Below are 24,143 nucleotides of genomic sequence, written 5' to 3'. Positions count from 1 at the left end.
GACGTGCACACAGGAACCGCCGACGACGGACAGGCAGGTGCATCGCCCATGACGCCCACGACGAAGCCCACCACGGGAACCCTGCGGTCCAGAGGCCGGCTCGCGGCCGCAGCGGCCGCCCTGGCCTCCGGCGCCCTCGTCCTCTCCGCGTGCAGCAGCGGAGGCGGCGGGGGCGGCGGTGACAAGAGCGCCGGGCCCGGCACGGACAAGAACGCCTCCGCCAACTACTCGATCGGCACCAAGGAGGACTCCGCCGGGCCGGCCCCCGAGGTGCCCGGCGCGAAGAAGGGCGGCACGGTCGGCGTCCTGCAGCGCGACGCCTTCGTCCATCTCGACCCCGGGCAGATCTACTACAACGACATGCTCGCCAACCAGATGCTCTACAACCGCACGCTCACCTCGTACAAGGTGGACGACAAGGGCAAGGTGAAGATCGTCGGCGATCTGGCGACCGACGCGGGCACGTCGTCCGACGGCGGCAGGACCTGGAAGTTCACCCTCAAGGACGGGCTGAAGTTCGAGGACGGCTCGCCCATCACCTCCAAGGACGTGCGCTGGAGCATCGAACGGCTCTACGCCGACTTCGAGACCGACGGCCCGCAGTACATCCCCCAGTGGCTCTCCGGCGACGGCACGGCCTTCCGCAAGGCGCTTCCCGACGGCCCGTACAAGGGCGCGCACCTGCCCGCGTCCGTGCTGGACACCCCGGACGACAAGACGATCGTCTTCCACTTCCGTCAGCCGCACGCCGACACCCCCTTCGCCACCGCCATGCCGAACATCGGCGCCGTCAAGGCGGAGAAGGACACGCAGCGCAAGTACGACAACGCCCCCTTCGCCTCCGGCCCCTACAAGGTCGGCGAGTACAAGGTCGGCAAGTCGCTGACGCTCGTGCGCAACGAGCACTGGGACGCGAAGACCGACCCGATCCGGCACCAGTACGCCGACCGGTTCCAGATCAGCTTCGGCCACCAGTACGCGGACTCCACCCGGCGCTACCTCGCCGACCAGGGCGGCGACAAGAACACCCTGTCGTTCACCAATGCCGTCGCCCCGGAGATGACCGAGAAGGTCCTCGGCCAGGCCGACACCAAGGCGCGCCGGCACGTGGAGATCCAGCCGTACGTGGACTACATCAGCTTCAACATGGACCGGCTCAAGGACGTGAACGTCCGCAAGGCGCTCGCGTACGCGATGCCCAACGGGCAGATCCTCCAGCAGAACGGCGGCGCGACGGCCGGGGTGGTCGCCACCAACTTCCTCTCCCCCGCCATGGACGGCTACCGGCCGACCGACCCGTTCCGGAAGAAGGACAAGCCGGCCGGCGACCCGGACAAGGCCCGCGAACTGCTCAAGGCGGCCGGCAAGGAGGGCCAGGAGATCGTCTACGCCTACGCCAACACCGACATCCAGCAGAAGGTCTCCGTGGTCATCGCCCAGGCCCTGGAGCGCGCGGGCTTCAAGGTGCAGAAGAAGGAGATCGACGCCAACACCTGGCGGACCGCGATCGCCGAGGTGAAGAACAAGTTCGACATCTACCGCACCTCGTGGGGCGCGGACTGGCCCGTCGCCTCGACCGTCGTGCCGCCCCTCTTCGACGGCCGGCAGATCGCCGACGGCTCCCAGAACTACGGCCACCTCGACAACCCGGCCGTCAACAAGGAGATCGACCGGATCAACGCGATCCCGGACGTGAAGCAGGCCGCGCCCGAGTGGCAGAAGCTCGCCGACAAGATCCTCACCGAGGACGTGCCGGGCGTGCCGACCTTCTACAACACCCAGTTCTCCCTGTGGGGCTCGAACCTGGGCGGTGTCCGCTACCAGCCGGTCTACGGAACCGTCGACCCGACCGGCGTCTACGTCAAGTAACGCTCCCCCGGACGGCGGACCATGCTGCGCTTCCTCGCGCGCCGCTCGCTCGGCGCCCTCGTCATCATCGTGCTGATCAGCGCGATCACCTTCACCCTGTTCTTCGCGCTGCCCTCCCAGCCGGCCCTGATGTCCTGCGGCAAGAACTGCACCCCGGACGCCATCGCCCTGATCAACAAGAACCTCGGTCTGGACGAGCCGGTGCCCGTGCAGTACTGGCACTACATGGCGGGCATCTTCACCGGCCGCGACTTCACCGTCGGCCACTGCCCGGCGCCCTGCTTCGGCTACTCCTTCTCCAACCAGCAGCCGGTGTGGGGCACCATCGTGGACCGCTTCCCCACGACCTTGTCCATCACGCTCGGCGGGGCCGCCGTCTTCCTCGTCGTCGGCGTCGGCATCGGCATGATCGCCGCCGCCTTCCGCGGGACCTGGATCGACAAGTTCTTCAGCTCCCTCTCCCTCGTCGGCAACGCCCTGCAGATCTACTTCGTCGGCGTCATCGCCCTGGCCGTGTTCGTCAGCGGACTGCACTGGATGGACAACCCGGCCTACCACCCGATCACCGAGGACCCGGTGAAGTGGTTCACCGGCATGCTCATCCCCTGGCTGGTGCTGTCCATCATCTTCATCGCCAACTACAGCCGGATGACGCGCTCCCAGATGATCGAACAGCTCGGCGAGGACCACGTGCGCGCGGCCCGCGCCAAGGGGCTGGGGCGGCGCGCGGTCTTCTTCCGCTACGCCTGGCGGGGCGCGCTCGCACCCATCGTCACCATCTTCGGCATCGACCTCGGGTCGCTCTTCGGCGGCGCGATCATCACCGAGTTCACCTTCAGCCTGCACGGCCTGGGCCGGCTCGCGGTGTCCTCGGTGAGCGAGACCGACCTGCCGACCCTGATGGCGGTGATGCTCGTCGGCTGCACGGCGATCGTCGTCGCCAACATCGTGGTGGACGCCGCCTACGCCGTCATCGACCCGCGCGTGCGGCTCGCCTAGCCGTCAGGAGACCGCAGTTGACCCCCTTCCTCTCCGTGCGCGACCTGTACGTGCGCTTCGCCACCGAGGACGGCACCGTGCAGGCCGTCGACGGCCTGTCCTTCACCCTGGAGCGCGGCCGCACGCTCGGCATCGTCGGCGAGTCCGGCTCCGGTAAGTCCGTCACCAATCTCGCCGTGCTCGGGCTGCACGACCCGCGCACCACCGAGATCCGCGGCGAGGTCCGGCTCGACGGGCAGCAGCTGACCGGGGCGCCGGAGTCCGTCCTGGAGAAGCTGCGCGGCAACAAGATGGCAATGGTCTTCCAGGACTCGCTCACCGCCCTCTCCCCGTACTACACCGTCGGCCGGCAGATCGCCGAGCCGTACCGCAAGCACACCGGCGCCTCCCGGCGGGAGGCCCGGCTGCGGGCGATCGAGATGCTGCGCCGGGTCGGCATCACCGATCCGGCGCTGCGCGTGGACGACTACCCCCACCAGTTCTCCGGCGGCATGCGGCAGCGCGCGATGATCGCGATGGCGCTGGTCTGCGACCCCGAGCTGCTCATCGCCGACGAGCCGACGACCGCGCTCGACGTCACCGTGCAGGCCCAGATCCTCGACCTGCTGGGCGAGCTCCAGCAGCAGACCGGCGCGGCCATCGTCCTCGTCACCCACGACCTGGGCGTCGTCGCCGGCACCGTGGACGACCTGCTGGTGATGTACGCCGGGCGCGCCGTCGAGCACGGCCCCGTGCGCGAGGTGCTGCGGGCGCCCCGGCACCCGTACACCTGGGGTCTGCTGGGCTCCATGCCCCGGCTCTCCTCCGACGTCGGGCAGCCGCTCACCCCCATCCCCGGCACCCCGCCCAGCCTGCTGGCCCCACCGCCCGGCTGCCCCTTCCACCCGCGCTGCGCGTACGCCGCCGACGTGGCGGAGGACCGCTGCCGCACGGAGCGGCCGGCGCTGCCGCCCGGCCGGGGGGCGGCCTGCCACCTCGGGGAGGAGCGGCAGCGGAGCGTGTTCGCGGAGCAGATCCGACCCCGGCTCGGCTGAGGAGCAGCGACCATGGACGAGAAGAGCCCCCGGGCCGGCGAGCCGCTGCTCGTCGCCGAGAACCTCACCAAGCACTTCCCGGTGCGCGGCGGATTCCCCGTCCGGCGGACCGTCGGCGCCGTGCAGGCCGTCGACGGCATCGACCTGACCGTACGAGCCGGGGAGAGCTTCGGCCTGGTCGGCGAGTCCGGCTGCGGCAAGTCGACCACGGGGCGGCTGCTCACCCGGCTGCTGGAGCCGACGGCCGGGCGGATCCGCTACCGGGGCCGCGACATCACCCACGCCGGGCGCAAGCAGCTCGCCCCCGTCCGCTCCGAGATCCAGATGATCTTCCAGGACCCGTACGCGTCGCTGAACCCGCGGCAGACGGTCGGCCGGATCGTCTCCGGGCCGCTGGAGATCCACGGCATCGAGCCGCCGGGCGGGCGCGAGGCGCGCGTGCGCGAGCTTCTGGAGACCGTGGGGCTGAGCCCCGAGCACTACAACCGCTTCCCGCACGAGTTCTCCGGCGGGCAGCGGCAGCGGATCGGAGTGGCCCGGGCGCTCGCCCTGGACCCGAAGATCGTCGTCGCCGACGAGCCGGTCTCGGCGCTCGACGTCTCCATCCAGGCGCAGGTCGTCAACCTGCTGCAGTCGCTGCAGCGGGAGCTGGGGATCGCCTTCCTGTTCATCGCCCACGACCTGGCCGTGGTGCGGCACTTCTCGCAGCGCGTCGCCGTGATGTACCTCGGCAGGATCGTGGAGACCGGCTCCCGCGACGACATCTACCGTCGGCCGCGCCACCCGTACACGCACGCGCTGCTGTCGGCGGTGCCGGAGGCGGCGGACGCGGAGGATACGACGCGGCGCGAAAGAATCCGCCTCACCGGTGATGTCCCGTCCCCGGTCGCCCCGCCGTCGGGCTGCCGCTTCCGCACGCGCTGCTGGAAGGCGCGGGAGCGCTGCGCGACGGAAGTCCCGGCGCTGGAGGAGGCGGACGGCTCGGCCGAAGGCCACCTGTCGGCGTGCCACTTCCCGGAACCACCGACGACGGTGGCACGGCCCGGCGCCTGACGGGACGAAGCCCCGCGTCACCTTGCCGCAGGCAAGAACTCCCGCCGCAACGGCGCTCAACCACAACGGCGCAGCCCGGCGGTGCCGGACCGGGCCCGGCCGGGTCCCGGCCCGGTCAGCGTGGGGGAAGGGCCTCGCCCGGCGACGCGCGTTCCTCCGCGTAGTGGCACGCCGACGCGTGCGCCTCCGGGCCGGCGCCCTCCAGGAACCAGTCCGGGATCTCCAGGGGCGGTACGACCCGCGCACACTTCTCCTGGGCCTTCCAGCAGCGGGTGCGGAAGCGGCAGCCGGACGGCGGGTTGGCCGGCGAGGGCACGTCACCGGTGAGGATGATGCGCTCGCGCCCCTCCCGCGCCCGCGGGTCCGGGACCGGTACGGCCGACAGCAGGGCCTGCGTGTAGGGGTGCGTGGCGTGCTCGTAGATCTGGGCATCCGTGCCCGTTTCGGCGAACCGCCCGAGGTACATCACCGCGACCCGGTCCGAGATGTGCCGGACCACCGACAGGTCGTGGGCGATGAAGACGTACGCCAGGTCGAACTCGGCCTGGAGCCGTTCCAGGAGGTTGACGACCTGGGCCTGGACGGAGACGTCCAGCGCCGAGACGGGTTCGTCGGCGACGATCACCTCGGGCCGCAGGGCGAGCCCGCGCGCGATGCCGATGCGCTGGCGCTGGCCGCCGGAGAACTGGTGCGGATAGCGGTTGATGTACTCGGGGTTGAGGCCGACGACGTCGAGCAGCTCGCGGACCTTGGCGCGCCGGTCGCCCTTGGGCGCCACCTCGGGGTGGATGTCGTAGGGCTCGCCGATGATGTCGCCGACGGTCATCCGCGGGTTGAGGGAGGTGTACGGGTCCTGGAAGACCATCTGGATGTTGCGCCGGACGGCCTTCAGCGCGCGCCCGGACAGCCTCGTGACGTCCTCGCCCTTGTAGAGGATCCGCCCGGACGTGGGGCGCTCCAGGTGTACGAGGAGCTTCGCGACCGTGGACTTGCCGCAGCCGGACTCGCCCACGATCCCCAGCGTCTCGCCGCGCCGCAGGTCGAAGGAGACGCCGTCGACGGCGTGCACGGCACCGATCTGCTTCTTGAAGAGGACGCCCTGGGTGAGCGGGTAGTGCTTGACCAGGTCCCGCACCTCCAGAACGACCTCGCCGTTACCCGGCATCTTCGAGGGTCTCCTTCCAGAAGTGGCAGGCGCTGGCGCGCCCGGGGGCGACGTCGAAGAGCGGCGGCCGGTCGGTGCGGCAGACCGCCCGGGCGCGCGGGCAGCGCGGGTTGAAGGGGCAGCCGGCGGGGATGTCGGTGAGGCTGGGCGGCAGGCCCTTGATGGCGTAGAGCTCCTTGCCCTTGTGGTCCAGGCGCGGGATGGAGCCGAGCAGGCCGGCGGTGTAGGGGTGGGCGGGCGCGGCGTACAGCTGGTGGACGGGTGCGGTCTCGACGATCCGCCCGGCGTACATCACGGCGATCCTGTCGGCGACGTCGGCGACCACGCCCAGGTCGTGGGTGATGAGGATCAGGCCCATGTTGTACTCGCGCTGCAGCTCGGCGAGCAGGTCCATGACCTGGGCCTGGACGGTGACGTCGAGTGCGGTGGTGGGCTCGTCGGCGATGACGAGGTCCGGCTCCAGGGCCAGCGCCATGGCGATCATGATGCGCTGGCGCATGCCGCCGGAGAACTGGTGCGGGTAGTCGCCGGCGCGTTCGGCCGCGGCGGGGATGCGGACGCGTTCCATCAGCTGGACGGCCTTGTCCCGGGAGTCCTTGCGGGTCATGCCGTCGTGGACGGAGAACATCTCGCCGAGCTGGGCGCCCACGCTCATCACGGGGTTGAGGGCCGAGAGCGCGTCCTGGAAGATCATCGACAGCTTGGAGCCGCGGATCCGGCGCCGGGCCTCCCCGCCCATGGTGAGCAGGTCCCGGCCGCGGAAGAGGACCTCGCCGCCGGTGACGTGGCCGGGCGGGGAGTCGAGGATGCCCATGACGGCCTGTGCGGTCACCGACTTGCCCGAGCCGGACTCCCCCAGCACGGCGAGGGTCTCCCCGGCGCGGACGCTGTAGCTGACGCCGTTGACGGCCTTGGCGACGCCGTCCCGGGTACGGAACTCCACGTGCAGGTCGCGCACGTCCAGCAGGGGTACGGCGGCGTCCGCCTTTCCGGTGGGCTGTGTCATCCGCCCGCTCCTCAGCGCAGTTTGGGGTCGAGGGCGTCGCGGACCGCGTCGCCGAGCATGATGAACGCGAGCACCGTGATGCTCAGGGCGCCCGCGGGCCACAGCAGCATGTGGGGGGCGTTGCGGATCTGGGTGGAGGCGTTGGAGATGTCGATGCCCCAGGACACGGTGGGCGGTTTGAGGCCGACGCCCAGGAAGGACAGCGTGGCCTCCAGGGCGATGTACGTGCCGAGGGCGATGGTCGCGACGACGATGACGGGGGCGACGGCGTTCGGCGCGATGTGCCGCAGCAGCAGGCGCGTGCTGCCCGCGCCGAGGGCCCGCGCCGCCTGGACGTAGTCGTGCTGCTTGGCGGTGACGACGGATCCGCGGGCGATGCGGGAGATCTGCGGCCAGCCGAGCAGCACGATGAAGCCGACGACGGGCCACAGCGAGCCGCTGGTGACCACCGAGAGGAAGACCAGGCCGCCCAGGATGATGGGGATGCCGAAGAAGACGTCGGCGATCCGGGAGAGCAGCGCGTCCCACCAGCCGCCGAAGAAGCCGGCGAGCCCGCCGAGCACGCTGCCGAGCAGGGCGGCGCCGGCGGTGGCGCAGATGCCTACGGTGATGGAGGCGCGGGCGCCGTGGACGGTGCGGGTGTAGACGTCGCAGCCCTGGGTGTCGAAGCCGAAGGGGTGGCCGGGCCGGGAGCCCTCCTGGGCCTTGGCGAGGTCGCACTGCAGGGGGTTTCCGCTCGCGATCAGCGCGGGCCACAGGGCGATCAGCACGAGAAAGACGATGATCAGCGCGGAGACCAGGAAGACGGGGTTGCGCCGCAGGTCGTGCCAGGCGTCGGACCACAGGCTGCGGGCCTTGCCGCTGGCGGTGCCGCCGGGGATCGGGCCGCCTTCGAGCGTCTCCGCGTCGCTGGTGGCCAGCGACGACGCGCCGCCGCCGGCGGGGGTGACGGCTGCGTCGGGGTCGGAGGGATCGAGCTCAGGCATAGCGGATCCTCGGGTCGAGCACGGCGTAGAGGAGGTCGACGAACAGGTTCGCCAGCAGGAAGACGATGACGAGGATGGTCACGAAGCCGACGACCGTGGGCGAGTTCTGCCGCAGGATGCCCTGGTAGAGCTGGAAGCCGACGCCGTGGATGTTGAAGATCCGCTCGGTGACGATGGCGCCGCCCATCAGCGCGCCGATGTCGGTGCCGATGAAGGTGACGACGGGGATGAGGGAGTTGCGCAGCAGGTGCCGGGTGACGACGCGGCGGCGCGGCAGGCCCTTGGCGACGGCCGTGCGGACGTAGTCGGCGCGGGAGTTCTCGGCGATGGAGGTGCGCGAGAGGCGGGTGACGTAGGCGAGGGAGGTCAGGGCGAGGACGATGCCGGGCAGCAGCAGCTCGTCGAAGGGCGCCTCGGGGGACACGGACGGCGAGACGATCGCCCATTTGACCCCGAAGAGGTACTGCAGCACGTAGCCGCTGACGAAGGTCGGGATGGAGACGACGATCAGGGTCAGCAGCAGCACGGTGGTGTCGGCGGAGCGGCCGCGCCGCAGGCCGCTGAGGACGCCGAGGGTGATGCCGATGACGATCTCGAAGAGGATCGCCACGAGCGTGAGCCGGAGGGTGACGGGGAAGGCCTCGCCCATCAGCTCGGTGACCGGCTGGCCGTTGAAGGCCGTCCCGAAGTCGCCCGAGAGGATCTGGCCCATGTAGTGCCCGTACTGCTTCCACAGGGGCTCGTCGAGGTAGAGCTCCCGGCGGATGCGGGCGGCCGTCGCGGGGTCGGGCGCCTTGTCGCCGAAGAGGGCGGCCACGGGGTCGCCCAGGGCGTAGACCATGAAGAAGATCAGGAACGTGCTGCCGATGAACACCGGGACCATCTGGAGCAGCCGCCGGACCACGTACCGTCCCATGGACGCGTCAGCCCACCTTGATCTGCTCGTAGACCGGCACGCTGAAGGGGTTGAGCGTGACGTCGGAGATCCGCTCGGAGTAGCCGGCGCTGCCGTTCTGGTACCAGAGCGGGATGGCGGGCATCAGCCGGGCGAGGATCCGCTCCGCGTCGTGGAACCTGGTGTTGGCCGCGTCCTGGGAGCTCTCGGCGTTGGCCTCGTCGACGAGCCGGTCGAACTGCGCGTCGCTGAACTTGCCGTAGTTGGAGGAGGCGTCCGTGTAGTAGAGCGGCTGGAGGAAGTTCTGGATCAGCGGGTAGTCCATCTGCCAGCCGGAGCGGAAGGGGTTGCTGAGGCGGTGCCCGGAGATCTGGTTGCGGAAGTCCGCGAAGGTGCCGACCGGGTTGACGACGCAGGCGTTGTCGTTGCCGAGGGCGTTATTGATGCTGTTGCAGACGGCGTCCAGCCACACCCGGTGCGAGCCGGTGTCGACGTTCGAGGTGAGGGTGATCCGGCCGCCGGGCAGCCCCCCGCCGTCCTGGATGAGCTTCTTCGCGGCGGCGGCGTCGAAGGTGCAGGCGTCCCCGCACAGCCCGGCCTTGTAGCCGCCCTGGCCGCCGAGGGCGGGTGAGGTCCAGTCCGTCGCCGGGGTGCGGGTCTTGTGGTAGATCTGGTCGGTGATCTGCTCGCGGTTGATCGCCATGGACAGCCCGCGGCGGACCTTCTCCATGCCGCTCTTCGACCAGTTCGTGTCGTACATGGGGAAGACGAGGGTCTGGATGATGCCGGCGGGCTGGTTGATGTAGCGGTCGCCCAGGTCGGTCTTCACGTTCTTGAGCTGGGCGCTGGGGATGTCGTCGACCAGGTCGAGGTTGCCGGCCTGCAGGTCGGTGTACGCGGTGTTGTTGTCGGTGTAGACGCGCAGCTCCACGCCGCTGTTGCGCGCCTTGTCGTCGCCCGGGTAGCCCTCCCACTTGGTGAGCTTCATCGCCGAGCCCTTGGCGTAGGAGTCGACGGTGTACGGGCCGTTGCCGACGGGCTTCTTCAGCCAGGCCGCGTGGTCGTCGAAGAACGCCCGGGGCAGGGGTGCGTAGGCGGCGTAGCCGAGGGTGTCGGGCCACGTGGAGAACTTGGTGCTCAGCTTGACCGTGAAGGTCCGGTCGTCCTTGACGGCGAGCCCGGAGAGGGTCTTGGCGGTGGCGGACCCGCTCGCCGGGTGGACCTTGTCGTAGCCGTCGACGTACTCGAAGAAGGAGGCGTTCTTCTGCTTGTTGTCGACGAGGGCCGCGTAGTTCCAGGCGTCCACGAAGGACTTCGAGGTGACCTTCTCGCCGTTGGAGAACGTCCAGCCGTCCTTGAGGGTGATGGTGAAGTTCTGCTGGTCCGAGGTCTCGATCTTCTCGGCCAGCATGTTCTCGGCGGCGCCGCTGCGGGGGTCGTAGCGCTTGAGCCCACGGAAGATCATGGCCAGCACCTTGCCGCCCTGGACCTCGTTGGTGTTGGCCGGCTCCAGCTGGTTCTGCGGGTCGCCCCAGGAGGAGCGGACGACCCCGCTGCCGCCGCCGCTGCCGCCGCCGCACCCGGCCGCCGCGGCGGCCAGCACCGCCGACAGTGCACAGACGGCCCACCGGGCGCGCGTGGCTCCACGCATCGAGTGCCTCCTCCAGGTCCCAAGTGTCACTTAGGCCCAGATAACACCCCATTCGGTGGTGTGATGCACCTCTGTGGCGGCTTTCCCCGGCCGAACCACACGAAAGGGCTCCCCCGGGGAAACCCGGGAGAGCCCTTTCGGCAGTACGGGCGGCGCTACGCCGCGCCCACCACCTGCTTCACCTCGGCGAAGTGGCACGCCGACTCGTGCGCCGCCGGGGTGTCCTTGCCCTCGTAGAGCTTGGGCACGGCCAGGAGCGGCAGCTCCTCGGCGCACTTGTCCTCCGCCTTCCAGCAGCGGGTGCGGAAGCGGCAGCCGGACGGCGGGTTGGCCGGGGAGGGCACGTCACCGGTGAGGATGATGCGCTCGCGGCCCTCGCGGGCCTCGGGGTCCGGCACGGGGACGGCCGACAGCAGCGCCTGGGTGTAGGGGTGCGTCGGGTGGTCGTAGATCTCGGTGTCCGTGCCGATCTCGGCCATCTTGCCCAGGTACATCACGCCGACGCGGTCGGAGATGTGCCGGACGATGGACAGGTCGTGCGCGATGAAGAGGTAGGAGAGGTTGAACTCGTCCTGGAGCCGCTCCATCAGGTTGATGACCTGCGCCTGCACCGAGACGTCCAGCGCCGAGACGGGCTCGTCGCAGATGATGATCTCGGGGTTGAGCGCCAGGCCGCGGGCGATGCCGATGCGCTGGCGCTGACCGCCGGAGAACTGGTGCGGGTAGCGGTTGACGTACTCGGGGTTGAGGCCGACGACGTCGAGCAGCTCCTGGACCCGCTTGCGCCGGTCGCCCTTCGGCGCCACCTCGGGGTGGATCTCGAAGGGCTCGCCGATGATGTCGCCGACCGTCATCCGCGGGTTGAGCGAGGTGTACGGGTCCTGGAACACCATCTGGATGTTGCGCCGGACCGCCTTCAGCGCCCGCCCGGACAGCTTGGTGATGTCCTGGCCCTTGTAGAAGACCTCGCCGGAGGTGGCCGTCTCCAGCGTCATCAGCAGCTTGGCGACCGTGGACTTGCCGCAGCCGGACTCGCCGACGATGCCCAGCGTCTCGCCCTCGTAGAGGTCGAAGGAGATCCCGTCGACGGCCTTGACCGCACCGACCTGCTTCTTGAACAGCAGCCCCTGCGTCAGCGGGAAGTGCTTGACGAGGTTGCGGACCTGGAGGATCGGCTCCCGCTGACCGGACGCCCCGGCCTTGCCGGCCTGCTCGGCCTGCTTGGTCGCGTCAGCCATGGATCGTCTCCTTCCAGAAGTGGCACGCGCTGCCGCGGCCGTCGAGCTCGGTGCCGTCCTGCTCCGACACCGTCAGCAGGGCGGGGATGTCCTCCCTGCAGACGTCCTGGGCCTTGGGGCAGCGCGGGTTGAAGGCGCAGCCGGTGGGGATCCGCAGGAGGTTGGGCGGCAGGCCCTTGATCGCGTACAGCTCCTGGCCCTTGTGGTCCAGGCGCGGGATCGAGTCCAGCAGGCCGCGGGTGTACGGGTGCGCGGGGCGCTTGTAGAGCTCGTGCACGGGCGCGGTCTCCACGATGCGGCCCGCGTACATCACGGCGATCTTGTCGGCGACGTCCGCCACCACGCCCAGGTCGTGGGTGATCAGGATCATGCCCATGTTGAGCTCGCGCTGCAGCTCCGCGAGCAGGTCCATGACCTGGGCCTGGACCGTCACGTCGAGGGCCGTGGTCGGCTCGTCGGCGATGATCAGATCCGGCTCCAGGGCCATCGCCATCGCGATCATGATGCGCTGGCGCATACCGCCCGAGAACTGGTGCGGGTAGTCGCCCACGCGCTGCCTGGCGGCCGGGATGCGCACCCGGTCCATCAGCTCGATCGCCTTGGCCTTGGCGTCCTTCTTCGACATGCCCTGGTGCACCCGGAACATCTCGCCGAGCTGGTTGCCGACGGAGAAGACGGGGTTGAGGGCGGACAGCGCGTCCTGGAAGATCATCGCCATCTTCGGGCCGCGCAGCTTGCGCCGCTCGCTCTCCGGCAGCTTCAGGATGTCCTGGCCGTGGAAGAGGATCTCACCGCCGGCCACGCGGCCGGGGGGCGAGTCCAGGATGCCCATGATGGCCTGGGCGGTGACGGACTTGCCGGAGCCCGACTCGCCGAGGACGGCGAGGGTCTCGCCGGCGTCGACGCTGTAGCTGACGCCGTTGACGGCCTTGGCGACGCCGTCCCGGGTCTTGAACTCGACGTGCAGGTCGCGCACTTCGAGCAGCGGGCCGGACTTCTTCGCGTCCTTGCCGCCCTTGCCGTCCTGCGGTGCGGGGCCGGGCGCCCCTTCGGTCTTTTCGGTCGTGGTCATCGGGACGTTCTCCTCAACGCAGCTTCGGGTCGAGGGCGTCGCGCAGCCCGTCGCCGACAAACACAAATCCGAGCACCGTCAGCACGATCGCGGTGCTGGGGTAGGCCCACAGGAAGTCCTTGACACCGAGGAAGTCCCTGGCGGAGGAGATCATGTTGCCCCACTCGGGCACCTCGGGGCTCACGCCGATGCCGAGGAAGGACAGCGAGGCCTCGGCCACGACGGCGGTGCCGACGCTGAAGGACACGTACGACATCACGGCCGCGATGGAGTTGGGCATGATGTGCCGCACGATGATGCGGGTGGTGCTCGCGCCCAGCGCCTTCGCCGCCGTCACATAGTCCATCTCGCGCACGGACAGGATGCTGGAGCGCAGCAGGCGGGCGACCGTGGCCCAGCTGAAGACGGCCAGCGAGACGATGACGGGCAGCACGCCGCGGCCCATCACCAGAATGATCACGATCGCGCCGATGAGCAGCGGGAACGCGAAGAAGATGTCGGCGGTGCGCATGATGACGCTGTCGACGGCCTTGCCGAAGTAACCGGACAGGGCGCCGAGGATGCAGCCGATCACACAGGCCAGGAAGATCGAGGCCAGGCCGACGATGACGGCGATGCGGCTGCCGTAGACGATCCGGGAGAACTGGTCGCGGCCGAGGGCGTCGGTGCCGAACCAGTGCTCCCCGCCCGGGTCCTGCAGGGTGTTGCCCAGGTCCTGCGCGTACGGGTCGTGCGTGGCGATGAGCGGCGCCGCCGCGGCGACGATGAAGAGCAGGACGACCAGGCCGAGGCCGACGACGGCGAGCTTGTTGGCCATGAAGCGGTGGCGGATCTCGCCCCACTGGGTGATGCGGGCCGGTGCGGGCTCGGCGGTGTTGTTCGCAACTGCTGACTGTGCGGTCGCGGCGTCCGGCCCCTGGTCGCTCTTGGTGAGCTCAGTCATGGGTGACTCCTAGAACGGGGTATGACCTGGCGGTCAGCTGAGGCGGATCCGCGGGTCGAGCACCGCGTACAGCAGATCGACCAGCAGGTTGAGCAGGACGAAGACGGCGACGCCGTAGGTGACGACACCGACGATGATCGGGTTGTTCTGCTGCTGGATCGCGGTGACCAGCGCGTAGCCGATGCCGTCCCAGTTGAAGATCGCCTCGGTGATGAGGGCGCCACCGAGCAGACCGCCGAAGGAGATGCCGATGTAGGTCACCACGGGGATGATCGAGTTGCGCATGACGTGCTTGAGGAGCACCGTGCGCCGCGGGAGGCCCTTGGCGATGGCCGTCTTGACGTAGTCCGCGCGCAGCACCTCGAGCATGGTGCCGCGCATCAGCCGGGCCACGAGTGCCGCGTCGATGATGGCCAGCGTGAACGCCGGCATGATCATCGAGTTGAACGACCCGTCCGAAATCAGCGGGAACCAGCCGAGGTTCACGGCGAACTGGCTCTGGAGGATCATGCCGATGACGAAGCTGGGGAAGCCGATCGCCATCGTCGTGAGCAGTGTGACCAACACGTCCCAGAACGAATATCTGAACAGGGCCGCGATGAGACCGGCCAGGATGCCGAGCACCACGTCGATGAGGATCGCCGCGACGGCCAGCTTGGCGGTGTTGCCGAGCTTCGGCGAGAGCACCTCCGTGACCTCGCGCCGCTGGGTGTAGTCCTCGCCGAGGTCGCCCTTGACCAGGTTGCTCACATAAGTGCCGTACTGCACGGCGAGTGGCTTGTCCAGCCCGTAACGCTCGCGCAGCTGCTGGACGACGGCGGGGTCGCGCGCCTTGTCACCACCGAGCGAGCCCACCGGGTCGCCGGGGAGAACGAACAGACACGCGAACAGGATGAGCGTCGCACCGAAGAGCACGATCACCATCTGCCCGATCCGCCGGATCACATATTTGCCCACGTTGCCTCCTTGACTTGCTGCCGCCGTGGGGCGTTGCCCGCCGCCTCGGGGAAGGGGGAGGCGAGCCGGGCGCGGCGGGCCACGTGGGCGCGCGCACGCCAGGCGAAGGCCGTGGCACCTCAAGCCGTAGCTCGGGGTACCACGACCTTCACGGGATTTTGGCTAGAGGGTGACGGTTACTTGATGCCGATCTCGGCGATGTTCGGGTCCTCGAAGAAGTCCAGCTTCAGATTGGTGAACTTCTTGGAGTTGGCGAGGCGGTACTGGGTGCGCTTCCACAGCGGGATCGCGGCCTGGTCCTCGTCGATGGCGAGCTTCTCGGCCTCCTGGTACACCTTGGCGCGCTCGGCGGCGTCCTTGGTGTTACGGGCCTTGACGAGCATCTCGTCGAACTTCGGGTTGCTGTAGCGGCCGCGGTTGTCGCCCTGGGCCTTGCCGCTGGCGTCCGGGTTGATGCCGCTCGTGGACAGCAGCGGGGTCAGGAAGTTGTCGGCGGTCGGGTAGTCCGCGGACCACGCCTGGCGCCAGATGCCGATGGTGCCCTTGTCCTGCTGCTTGGCCAGGGCCTCCTTGAACGGCAGGCCGTTCAGCTTGACCTTGACGCCGAGGACGTCCTCGACCTGCTTGGCGACGGCCTGGACCCACTCCTCGTGGCCCGCACCGGTGTTGTAGCCGAAGTCGAGGGTGTCACCCGCCTTCAGGCCGCCCTTCTCCGCGTACTCCTTGGCCTTCGCCTTGTCCTGCTTGACGCAGGAGGAGCACTGGTCCGCCTTGTAGACCTCCTTGAAGGTCGGCGGCAGCAGGGAGGTCGCCGGCTCCTGGAGACCCTGGTAGACACCCTTGGCGATCTCGGCGCGGTCGATCGCGTAGGAGACGGCCTTACGGGCGTCGGCCGACTTCATCGGCCCGTTCTCCTGGAACGTCAGGATGTAGTTGATGCCGGGGCTGTCGAACTTGATCCACTTGCCCTGGGGCTCGTACTTGGCCTTGGCGACGGGCAGCTGCGGAGTGGGCATACGGGCCCAGTCGAACTCGCCCTTCTCGAAGCCCTTGTACTCGAGGGTGGCGGCGTTCGCCGGGTTGAGGATCGTGAACTCGACCTTCTCGACGGCCGGCTTCTGCAGCGCGTAGTCGTCGTTGCGGACGAGCGAGATCTTCTTGTTGTGCTCCCACGAACCGGCCATCTTGAAGGGGCCGTTGCCGATGGGGGCGTCGTTGAACGACTTGTTGTCGCCGGCGCCCGCGACCTTCGGGACGGGCATGTAGACCGGGTGCACGGTCTTCTTGTCGAACTCGAAGTCCGGGTGGGAGAGCTTCACCTTGATGGTGCCCTCACCCTCGGCGGTGGCGCCGGAGAGCTTGTCGCTCTTGCCCGAGTGCAGGTCCCCGTAGCCGACGATGTTGTCGAGGTGGTAGGCCACGTCGGAGGCGGCGTTCTTGGCCGCGGCGCGGGTCCAACCGCGGATGAAGGCCTCGGCGTTGACGGGCTCACCGTTGCTGAACTTGGTGCCCGTCTTGAGCTGGAGCTCCCACTCGTCGCCCTTGTCGTTCGCCTTGGCCGACGTGGCGAGCAGCGACTTCAGAGTGCCGTCGTCGTTCACGCCGTACAGGCCCGTGAAGAGCTGACGGGCCACCAGCGTGCCCTCGGACTCCTGGGCGTTCACCGGATCGATCGCGGTGGGCTCGGTGATACCGAGCCGGAAGACCGCTCCGCCCTTGCCACTGTCCTTGCTGTCACTGCCACCACAAGCAGTTGCCGCCATGGCAACGACTATCGCGCCGACGACCCACTTGGCGCTCTTGGCACCGCGCATGGGTATGCCTCCTCAAGAGTCCACTTTTCACTACGAGAGAGGCGCCGGCCCCACGCTGACACCCCTGACAGCGGAGACGGAACCGGCACCTCGAGTGTGCTCGTGAGTCGGCGCTCCCCACAGCGCGTGACCCATTGACCCGAGCTCAATGAACCCAACTATTAAGTACGTCCGCCTTGTAAACCACACTTAAAGGGTCTCGCTTTGGTCACATCGAGCCCTCTGAGCGGTTCGAAAACCGGACAAAGCCAGCACAGACAGACAGCCGCGAAACGGACTGTTAACACAACTTCCGGCACCGGCGGACCGCTATCCGGACAACTTCGACAAGCGGGCAGCAATGCGGACTGTCTTATTCCGGTTGCCCGGATACGCCGGAGGCCCGGAACCGCTGCCGGGGAAAGCAGGGGTTCCGGGCCTCCGGACGGGGCGTCACTCCTGGCGGAGCGTCAGCCTTAGCGCTTCGCGCGGGACGCCGTGCGGCCGCGCTCCTTCTGGTCCAGGACGACCTTGCGGATGCGGACGGCCTCCGGGGTGACCTCGACGCACTCGTCGTCGCGGCAGAACTCCAGGGACTGCTCCAGCGACAGCTTGCGCGGGGGCACGATCGCCTCGAAGGAGTCGGCGGAGGAGGAGCGCATGTTGGTGAGCTTCTTCTCCTTGGTGATGTTGACGTCCATGTCGTCGGCGCGGGAGTTCTCGCCGACGATCATGCCCTCGTACACCTCGGTGCCCGGGTCGGTGAAGAGCACGCCGCGCTCCTGGAGGTTCGTCATCGCGAAGGCGGTGACGGCACCGGAGCGGTCGGCGACCAGGGAGCCGTTGTTACGGGTCTTCAGCTCGCCGAACCACGGCTCGTGGCCCTCGTGGATGGAGTGGGCGATACCGGTGCCGCGGGTGTTCGTCAGGAACTCCGTACGGAAGCCGATCAGGCCGCGGGACGGGACGACGAACTCCATGCGGACCCAGCCGGAGCCGTGGTTCGACATGTTGTCCATGCGGCCCTTGCGGGTGCCCATGAGCTGGGTGACGGCGCCCATGTGCTCCTCGGGCACGTCGACCGTCAGGCGCTCGACGGGCTCGTGGACCTTGCCGTCGACCTCCTTGGTGACGACCTGGGGCTTGCCGATGGTCATCTCGAAGCCCTCGCGGCGCATCTGCTCGACCAGGATGGCCAGCGCCAGCTCACCGCGGCCCTGCACCTCCCAGGCGTCGGGGCGCTCGGTGTCCAGGACGCGCAGCGAGACGTTACCGACCAGCTCGCGGTCGAGGCGGTCCTTGACCTGGCGGGCGGTGACCTTGCGGTCCTTGACCGCGGACTTGGCGTCCGCGCCCTTGCCCGTGCCGCCGCGGCCGACCAGCGGCGAGGTGTTGGTGCCGATGGTCATGGAGATCGCGGGCTCGTCGACCGTGATCAGGGGCAGCGCGACCGGGTTCTCCGGGTCGGCCAGGGTCTCGCCGATCATGATGTCGGGGATACCGGCGACCGCGCAGATGTCACCGGGGCCGGCGACCTCGGCGGGCTTGCGGGTGAGCGCCTCGGTCATCATCAGCTCGGTGATGCGGACGTTGGAGATCGAGCCGTCACGCTTGATCCACGCGACCGACTGGCCCTTGCGCAGCTCGCCCTGCTCGACGCGGAGCAGCGCGATGCGGCCGAGGAAGTTGTCGGCGTCGAGGTTGGTGACGTGGGCCTGGAGCGGCGCGTCCTCGTCGTACGTCGGGGCCGGGACGTGCTCCAGGATGGTGGAGAAGAACGGCTCCAGGTTGGTGCTGTCCGCGGGGACGGTGCCGTCCTCCGGCTTGGTCAGCGAGGCGACGCCGTCACGGCCGCAGGCGTAGACGATCGGGAACTCGATCTGGTCCTCGTCGGCGTCCAGGTCGAGGAAGAGGTCGTACGTCTCGTTGACGACCTCGTCGATGCGGGAGTCCGGGCGGTCCGTCTTGTTGATGCACAGGATGACCGGCATCCGCTTGGCGAGCGCCTTGCGCAGCACGAAGCGGGTCTGCGGCAGCGGGCCCTCGGAGGCGTCGACGAGCAGCACGACCGCGTCCACCATCGACAGACCGCGCTCGACCTCGCCACCGAAGTCGGCGTGGCCGGGGGTGTCGATGATGTTGATGGTGATCGGCTCGCCGCCGTCCTTGGGGTGGTACTTCACCGCCGTGTTCTTGGCGAGGATCGTGATGCCCTTCTCACGCTCCAGGTCGTTCGAGTCCATGACGCGGTCGTCGACGGACTCGAGCTGGTGCGCGGCGAAGGCGCCGGCCTGCTTGAGCATGGCGTCGACGATGGTCGTCTTGCCGTGGTCGACGTGGGCGACGATGGCGACGTTACGAATGTCGTGGCGGGTGGGCATACTTGCGGCGCTTCTCCCGGAATCGTGGATGGCGGCGCGTACGGTCCGGCACGCGCGCCCGCCGGGCAGATCACGCCGCGGCCACTTCCATGGTACGGGCCCGCGCCGACTTCGGCCGCCCCAGGCCTCCGGCAGGGGCCATGACCTGCGGTTTCGCCCCTCCTCGCAGAGCAGGGAGGCTGCCCCTGGGCCGGAAATATCCCGCCGCGACGGCGGGCAACCCCCACCGGGGAGCCTCTAGCCCGCCGCGAGGCGACCCCGGGTCGCGCCGCCCCCGAACGTCGCCGGCAGCAGCCCGGCCAGGACGATGCCGCCGAGGAGCGCGCCGCCCAGGGCCCGGGCGGGGGGCGGGGTGCCGGGGTCGTAGCGGGTGCCGTAGGTGCCCACGTCGTGTTCGGCCAGGGCGCGGGCCTGGCGGGCGAGGGAGTCCGCGTGGCCCGTCTCCGAGCGGATGGTGCGCAGGTCGCAGGCGGCGCGGGCGAGGGCCAGGTGGCGTTCGGCCTCGGCGAGGCGGGTGCGGGCCCGGCAGCCGACCGCACCCCGGTGGGTGGTGACGAAGTCGCGGGCGGCGGCCACCTCGCCCCGTACCCGGCGCAGGGCCCGCCCGGCCCGGGCCCGCGCCCGGTCCTCGTGCCCGGCGTCCAGGGCGGCAGACGTCTCCTCCACGTGCCGCAGCACGGCCCGCGGGTCGTACCGCCCGCTGTCGACTTCGCGGCGGGCGCAGGCGAGGGCGCGGGCCTGGGGGCTGCCGCGCGGGGCGCGCGCCTCGGCTTCCGCGAGGGCGGCGGGGAGCCGCCTGGTGGCGCCGGTCAGCTCGTGGGCGCGGCGCAGGGCGGCCAGGGTCAGGACGCGGGCCTGGGACAGGGCCGCCTCGCCGGCGCGCAGGGAGATCGCCGCGCCGTCGGTGTCGTCGGCCGCGAGGGCGCGCCGGGCCTCGGTCAGGGCGGCGGTGGCGAAGGAGAGCCGGTCGCGGGCCTCTCCGGGGTGGCGGGCCACGGCGGCGAGGGCGGCCGGGGTGCAGTGCCCGGCGAGGGCGGCGAGGGCGGCCTCGGCGGTGGCGACGCGGGGGGAGAGGGACCGCGCGTCGGCCTCGGCGCGGGCCAGGATGCCGGCCGCGTTGGCCCTGAGGCCGCGCAGCCGGTCGAAGGACTCGGATTCGGCGTCCAAACGCCGGTTCGCGCTGGTGCAGTGCGAGCAGATCTCGTCCAGGGTCCGGCGGCGGATGTCCTCGTCCTCGTAGGGCGCGTCGTCGAGGGCCTGCCGCAGCCGGAAGGCGTCGGCGAGCTCCTCCTTGGCGTAGGCCACGGCCTCGGCGAACGGCCGGGCGGCCTCCTCGCCCAACTGGGCGGCGGCGAAGAGGAGTTCCTCGGCGCTGGTGCGGACCGCGTCGTCGGTCTCGACGAGGGCGCGGACGGCCTCCGCGTCGAGTTCGGGCAGCGGCGTCAGCGGCTGGGCGAGGCGGGCGCGGGCGGGCGGCGCGGCGGGCACGGGGGCGTACGGCCGCTCCTGTTCCGCGCGGCGTCTTCGGGAGGTGCGCCGGGCGCACAGGTACAGCCCCAGGAGGCACAGCCCGGCGCCCATGGCGACGGGGAGCCAGACCCTGCGGTGCCCGGGGACGAGGCCTTCGCCGCCGGGGTCCTTGGTGCCCGGGGAGATGGCGGGCGGGCGCACCGGTTCGCCCTGGAGGACGGCCCGGTAGCCGTCGGCGGCGCCGATGGCCGCCCCGGCCCAGTCGTGCTGGGCGACGGCGGGGGCGATGGCGGTGTCGGCGACGGCCTTGAGCTGGTCGGCGCGGAAGCCGGAGCGCTTGTCGGCGGAGACGGCGTACTGCTGGCCGTGGGTGGCGACGGCGAGCAGGACCTCGTGCTCGCCGAGGCCGTTGCGGTCGGCGGTGGCGTCCGCCCAGGCGCGCGCCGAGCGACCGGAGAAGTCACGGACGTAGGTGACGTAGAGCTGGACGCGCTGGGTGGTGCGCAGCCGTTCGATCGCGGTGGTCACCTGAGCGCGGCGCCGGCCGAGCGCGCCGACGGTGTCGGTGATGCGGCCGCCGGCGTCCAGGTCGAGGGGGGTGTCGGCGCGGGTGGCGGGGGCCGGGAGCAGCAGGGCGCACAGCGCGAGGAGAGCGCCGGCGACGGCCCGTCCCGGCGCCCCCTTCCCGTACCGCCTCGAAAGCCGCGTCACACTTGGGAGCGTATGGCGGTAATGCCCGCTCCGCTACTGGGAGCAAGGAGCTGAATACGGAGCGTATGCACGCTCCCGCGTGCGCCCGGCTCACGCCCGGCGGGCGGGCCGCACCGGGCGGGCGGGGGTCACACCCGGCGGCGGATTTTGCTCCCGAGCCAGACCAGCGGGTCGTACTTCCGGTCGACGGCGCGCTCCTTCAGCGGGATCAGCGCATTGTCGGTGATCTTGATGTGCTCGGGGCAGACCTCCGTGCAGCACTTGGTGATGTTGCAGTAGCCGAGCCCGTGCTCCTCCTGCGCGGAGCGCTTGCGGTCGATGCCCGCCTCGGCCGCCCCGTCCAGCGGGTGCATGTCCAGCTCGGCGACGCGCATCAGGAAGCGGGGGCCGGCGAAGACCGGCTTGTTCTCCTCGTGATCACGCACCACATGGCAGGTGTCCTGGCACAGGAAGCACTCGATGCACTTACGGAACTCCTGGGAGCGCCCCACGTCCTCCTGCTGCATCCGGTACTCCCCGGGCCCGAGCCCGGCCGGCGGGACGAAGGAGGGGACCTCGCGCGCCTTGGCGTAGTTGAAGGACACGTCCGTCACCAGGTCCCGCACCACGGGGAACGCCCGCATCGGGGTGACCACGACGGGCTCGTCCGGGTCGAGCAGCGACATCCGCGTCATGCACATCAGCCGCGGCCGCCCGTTGATCTCCGCGCTGCACGAACCGCACTTGCCCGCCTTGCAGTTCCAGCGCACGGCGAGATCGGCGGCCTCGGTGGCCTGGAGCCGGTGGATGATGTCGAGGACGACCTCACCCTCGTTGACGGTCACGGTGTAGTCGACGAGGGAACCGCCGTCCGCGTCGCCCCGCCACACCTTGAAGTGGGCCTCGTAACTCAAGAGGTCAGCTCCTCGTCCGTCAGGTACTTCACCAGCTCCTCCTTGTCGAAGAGCGCGAGCAGGTCGTCACGGATGGGCGGCATGGCGCGCCGCTCCAGGCGCACCCGGCCCAGCAGCGGGTCCGCGCCCGGCTCCGTGCTGTCCCCGTTCAGCCGGCACTGGAGGTTCAGCCGGCGCCACCGCCGGTCCATCGCCGGGTGGTCGTCGCGGGTGTGGCCGCCGCGGCTCTCGGTGCGCTCCAGCGCCGCCCGGGCCACGCACTCGCTGACCAGCAGCATGTTCCGCAGGTCGAGCGCGAGGTGCCAGCCGGGGTTGAACTGGCGGTGGCCCTCCACGCCGGCCCGCCGGGAGCGGGTGCGCAGCTCGGTCAGCCGGCGCAGCGCCTCCTCCATCTCCGGGCCCTTGCGGATGATGCCGACCAGGTCGTTCATGGCCTGCTGGAGCTCCTGGTGCAGGGCGTAGGGGTTCTCGGCCGGCCCCTGGGCGGCCGCCGGGTCCTCGCCCTCCGCGCTGAACGGGCGCAGGGCCTCCGCCTCCGCCGCCTCGATGTCGGCGTCGGAGACCACGGGCCGGCCAGCGCCGGGGAAGGCGGCGGCGTGCTCGGCCGCGTACAGGCCCGCCCGCCGGCCGAAGACCAGCAGGTCGGAGAGGGAGTTGCCGCCCAGCCGGTTGGAGCCGTGCATCCCGCCGGCGACCTCGCCGGCGGCGAACAGGCCGGGCACACCCACCGCCGCCGCCGTGTCGGGGTCGACGTCCACCCCGCCCATCACGTAGTGGCAGGTGGGGCCGACCTCCATCGGCTCGGCCGTGATGTCGACGTCCGCCAGCTCCTTGAACTGGTGGTGCATGGAGGGCAGTTTGCGCTTGATGTCCTCGGCGGGCAGCCGGGTGGAGACGTCGAGGAAGACGCCGCCGTGCGGGGAGCCGCGGCCCGCCTTGACCTCGGAGTTGATGGCGCGCGCCACCTCGTCGCGCGGGAGCAGCTCGGGCGGGCGGCGGTTGTTGTCGGGGTCCTGGTACCAGCGGTCGCCCTCGGCCTCGGACTCGGCGTACTTCTCCTTGAAGACGTCCGGGACGTAGTCGAACATGAACCGCTTGCCGTCGCTGTTGCGCAGCACCCCGCCGTCGCCGCGGACGGACTCGGTGACGAGGATGCCCTTCACGGACGGCGGCCAGACCATGCCGGTCGGGTGGAACTGCACGAACTCCATGTTGATCAGCGACGCCCCGGCCAGCAGCGCGAGCGCGTGCCCGTCGCCGGTGTACTCCCAGGAGTTGGACGTCACCTTGAAGGACTTGCCGATCCCGCCGGTGGCCAGCACGACGGCCGGGGACTCGATGGCGAAGAACCGGCCGGACTCGCGCTCGTAGCCGAAGACGCCCGCGATGCGGTCGCCGTCCTTCAGGAGGCGGGTGACCGTGCACTCCTGGAAGACCTTCAGCCGGGCCTCGTAGTCGCCGAACTCGCGGTGGTCCTCCTGCTGCAGCGAGACGATCTTCTGCTGGAGGGTGCGGATCAGCTCCAGGCCCGTACGGTCGCCGACGTGCGCCAGCCGCGGGTACTCGTGGCCGCCGAAGTTCCGCTGCGAGATCCTCCCGTCCCGGGTGCGGTCGAAGACGGCGCCCCAGGTCTCCAGCTCCCAGACCCGGTCGGGGGCCTCGCGGGCGTGCAGCTCGGCCATCCGCCAGTGGTTGAGGAATTTGCCGCCGCGCAGGGTGTCGCGGAAGTGGACCTGCCAGTTGTCGCCCTCGTTGACGTTGCCCATGCTGGCGGCGATGCCGCCCTCCGCCATCACGGTGTGGGCCTTGCCGAAGAGCGACTTGCAGATCACGGCACAGCGCATGCCCCGCTCACGGGCCTCGATGGCGGCGCGCAGCCCGGCGCCCCCGGCACCGACCACGACCACGTCCCAGGCTTGTCGGGCCGTACGCGACATCAGAAAGCACCTCTCCCTTGTGCTGTGAACATGTGCCGTTGAAGGCCGGATCGTCTACCGGATCGTCCGCCGGGCCGGATACCCCGCCGG

General features: G+C 70.1%; 18 protein-coding genes. 4 read left to right on the top strand and 14 right to left on the bottom strand.

Going from position 1 to position 24,143, the window contains the following annotated elements; genetic code table 11:
* The first annotated feature begins 48 nt into the window (after positions 1-48).
* From FGW37_RS21065 to FGW37_RS21050, 4 genes are read left to right on the top strand one after another with little or no spacing between them, the layout of a single operon-like run.
* Positions 49-1,869 carry an ABC transporter substrate-binding protein gene (locus FGW37_RS21065; protein WP_179082478.1) on the top strand — a complete coding sequence of 607 codons (1,821 nt, stop codon included), beginning with the start codon at positions 49-51 and terminating at the stop codon, positions 1,867-1,869.
* Positions 1,870-1,890: 21 nt separating this feature from the next.
* Entirely contained in the window at positions 1,891-2,868 is a 978-nt protein-coding gene (locus FGW37_RS21060; protein WP_179082477.1) for an ABC transporter permease, read from the top strand.
* 17 nt (positions 2,869-2,885) lie between these two features.
* Positions 2,886-3,902: an ABC transporter ATP-binding protein gene (locus FGW37_RS21055; protein WP_179082476.1), complete on the top strand. Its 1,017-nt coding sequence runs from the start codon at positions 2,886-2,888 to the stop codon at positions 3,900-3,902.
* A gap of 12 nt (positions 3,903-3,914) precedes the next feature.
* A complete protein-coding gene (locus FGW37_RS21050; protein WP_179082475.1) occupies positions 3,915-4,955 on the top strand; it encodes an ABC transporter ATP-binding protein in 1,041 nt (346 codons plus the stop codon).
* 115 nt (positions 4,956-5,070) lie between these two features.
* On the opposite strand, the gene FGW37_RS21045 is transcribed toward FGW37_RS21050, so the two are convergent.
* From FGW37_RS21045 to FGW37_RS20980, 14 genes are all read right to left on the bottom strand, one after another.
* Positions 5,071-6,120, bottom strand: a complete 1,050-nt coding sequence (locus FGW37_RS21045; protein WP_179082474.1) for an ABC transporter ATP-binding protein — start codon at positions 6,118-6,120, stop codon at positions 5,071-5,073.
* Positions 6,110-7,126, bottom strand: coding sequence for an ABC transporter ATP-binding protein (locus tag FGW37_RS21040; RefSeq protein WP_179082473.1), 1,017 nt, complete (start codon positions 7,124-7,126; stop codon positions 6,110-6,112). The genes FGW37_RS21045 and FGW37_RS21040 overlap by 11 nt, the downstream gene beginning before the upstream one ends.
* A gap of 11 nt (positions 7,127-7,137) precedes the next feature.
* On the bottom strand, positions 7,138-8,112 hold the full coding sequence (locus FGW37_RS21035; protein WP_179082472.1) for an ABC transporter permease: 975 nt from the start codon (positions 8,110-8,112) through the stop codon (positions 7,138-7,140).
* Positions 8,105-9,028 (bottom strand): ABC transporter permease, encoded by a 924-nt coding sequence (locus FGW37_RS21030; protein WP_179082471.1) that lies wholly within the window; start codon positions 9,026-9,028, stop codon positions 8,105-8,107. The genes FGW37_RS21035 and FGW37_RS21030 overlap by 8 nt, the downstream gene beginning before the upstream one ends.
* Before the next feature lie 7 nt (positions 9,029-9,035).
* Positions 9,036-10,658 carry a peptide ABC transporter substrate-binding protein gene (locus tag FGW37_RS21025; RefSeq protein WP_179082470.1) on the bottom strand — a complete coding sequence of 541 codons (1,623 nt, stop codon included), beginning with the start codon at positions 10,656-10,658 and terminating at the stop codon, positions 9,036-9,038.
* Between the two features lie 155 nt (positions 10,659-10,813).
* Positions 10,814-11,896, bottom strand: coding sequence for an ABC transporter ATP-binding protein (locus FGW37_RS21020; RefSeq protein WP_179082469.1), 1,083 nt, complete (start codon positions 11,894-11,896; stop codon positions 10,814-10,816).
* Positions 11,889-12,968, bottom strand: a complete 1,080-nt coding sequence (locus FGW37_RS21015) for an ABC transporter ATP-binding protein (protein WP_179082468.1) — start codon at positions 12,966-12,968, stop codon at positions 11,889-11,891. Before FGW37_RS21015 ends, FGW37_RS21020 begins: the two co-directional genes overlap by 8 nt.
* A gap of 13 nt (positions 12,969-12,981) precedes the next feature.
* Complete coding sequence (locus tag FGW37_RS21010) at positions 12,982-13,911, bottom strand: ABC transporter permease (RefSeq protein WP_179082467.1); 930 nt, start codon at positions 13,909-13,911, stop codon at positions 12,982-12,984.
* A gap of 33 nt (positions 13,912-13,944) precedes the next feature.
* Positions 13,945-14,868: an ABC transporter permease gene (locus FGW37_RS21005; protein WP_246430480.1), complete on the bottom strand. Its 924-nt coding sequence runs from the start codon at positions 14,866-14,868 to the stop codon at positions 13,945-13,947.
* A gap of 176 nt (positions 14,869-15,044) precedes the next feature.
* Positions 15,045-16,682 carry a peptide ABC transporter substrate-binding protein gene (locus FGW37_RS21000; RefSeq protein ID WP_179082466.1) on the bottom strand — a complete coding sequence of 546 codons (1,638 nt, stop codon included), beginning with the start codon at positions 16,680-16,682 and terminating at the stop codon, positions 15,045-15,047.
* A gap of 455 nt (positions 16,683-17,137) precedes the next feature.
* Positions 17,138-19,042, bottom strand: a complete 1,905-nt coding sequence (typA, locus tag FGW37_RS20995; protein WP_179082465.1) for a translational GTPase TypA — start codon at positions 19,040-19,042, stop codon at positions 17,138-17,140.
* Positions 19,043-19,279: 237 nt separating this feature from the next.
* Positions 19,280-21,223, bottom strand: a complete 1,944-nt coding sequence (locus FGW37_RS33905; RefSeq protein WP_179082464.1) for a TPM domain-containing protein — start codon at positions 21,221-21,223, stop codon at positions 19,280-19,282.
* A 128-nt stretch (positions 21,224-21,351) separates the two neighbouring features.
* Positions 21,352-22,116 (bottom strand): succinate dehydrogenase/fumarate reductase iron-sulfur subunit, encoded by a 765-nt coding sequence (locus FGW37_RS20985; protein ID WP_179082463.1) that lies wholly within the window; start codon positions 22,114-22,116, stop codon positions 21,352-21,354.
* Positions 22,113-24,053 (bottom strand): fumarate reductase/succinate dehydrogenase flavoprotein subunit, encoded by a 1,941-nt coding sequence (locus FGW37_RS20980; protein WP_179082462.1) that lies wholly within the window; start codon positions 24,051-24,053, stop codon positions 22,113-22,115. The genes FGW37_RS20985 and FGW37_RS20980 overlap by 4 nt, the downstream gene beginning before the upstream one ends.
* Between the last annotated feature and the right edge of the window lie 90 nt (positions 24,054-24,143).

Source organism: Streptomyces rectiverticillatus, from assembly GCF_013394065.1.
GTDB lineage: Bacteria > Actinomycetota > Actinomycetes > Streptomycetales > Streptomycetaceae > Streptomyces > Streptomyces rectiverticillatus.
Note: the sequence above shows the minus strand (reverse complement) of the source record. Positions and strands in the feature narration are given on the sequence as shown.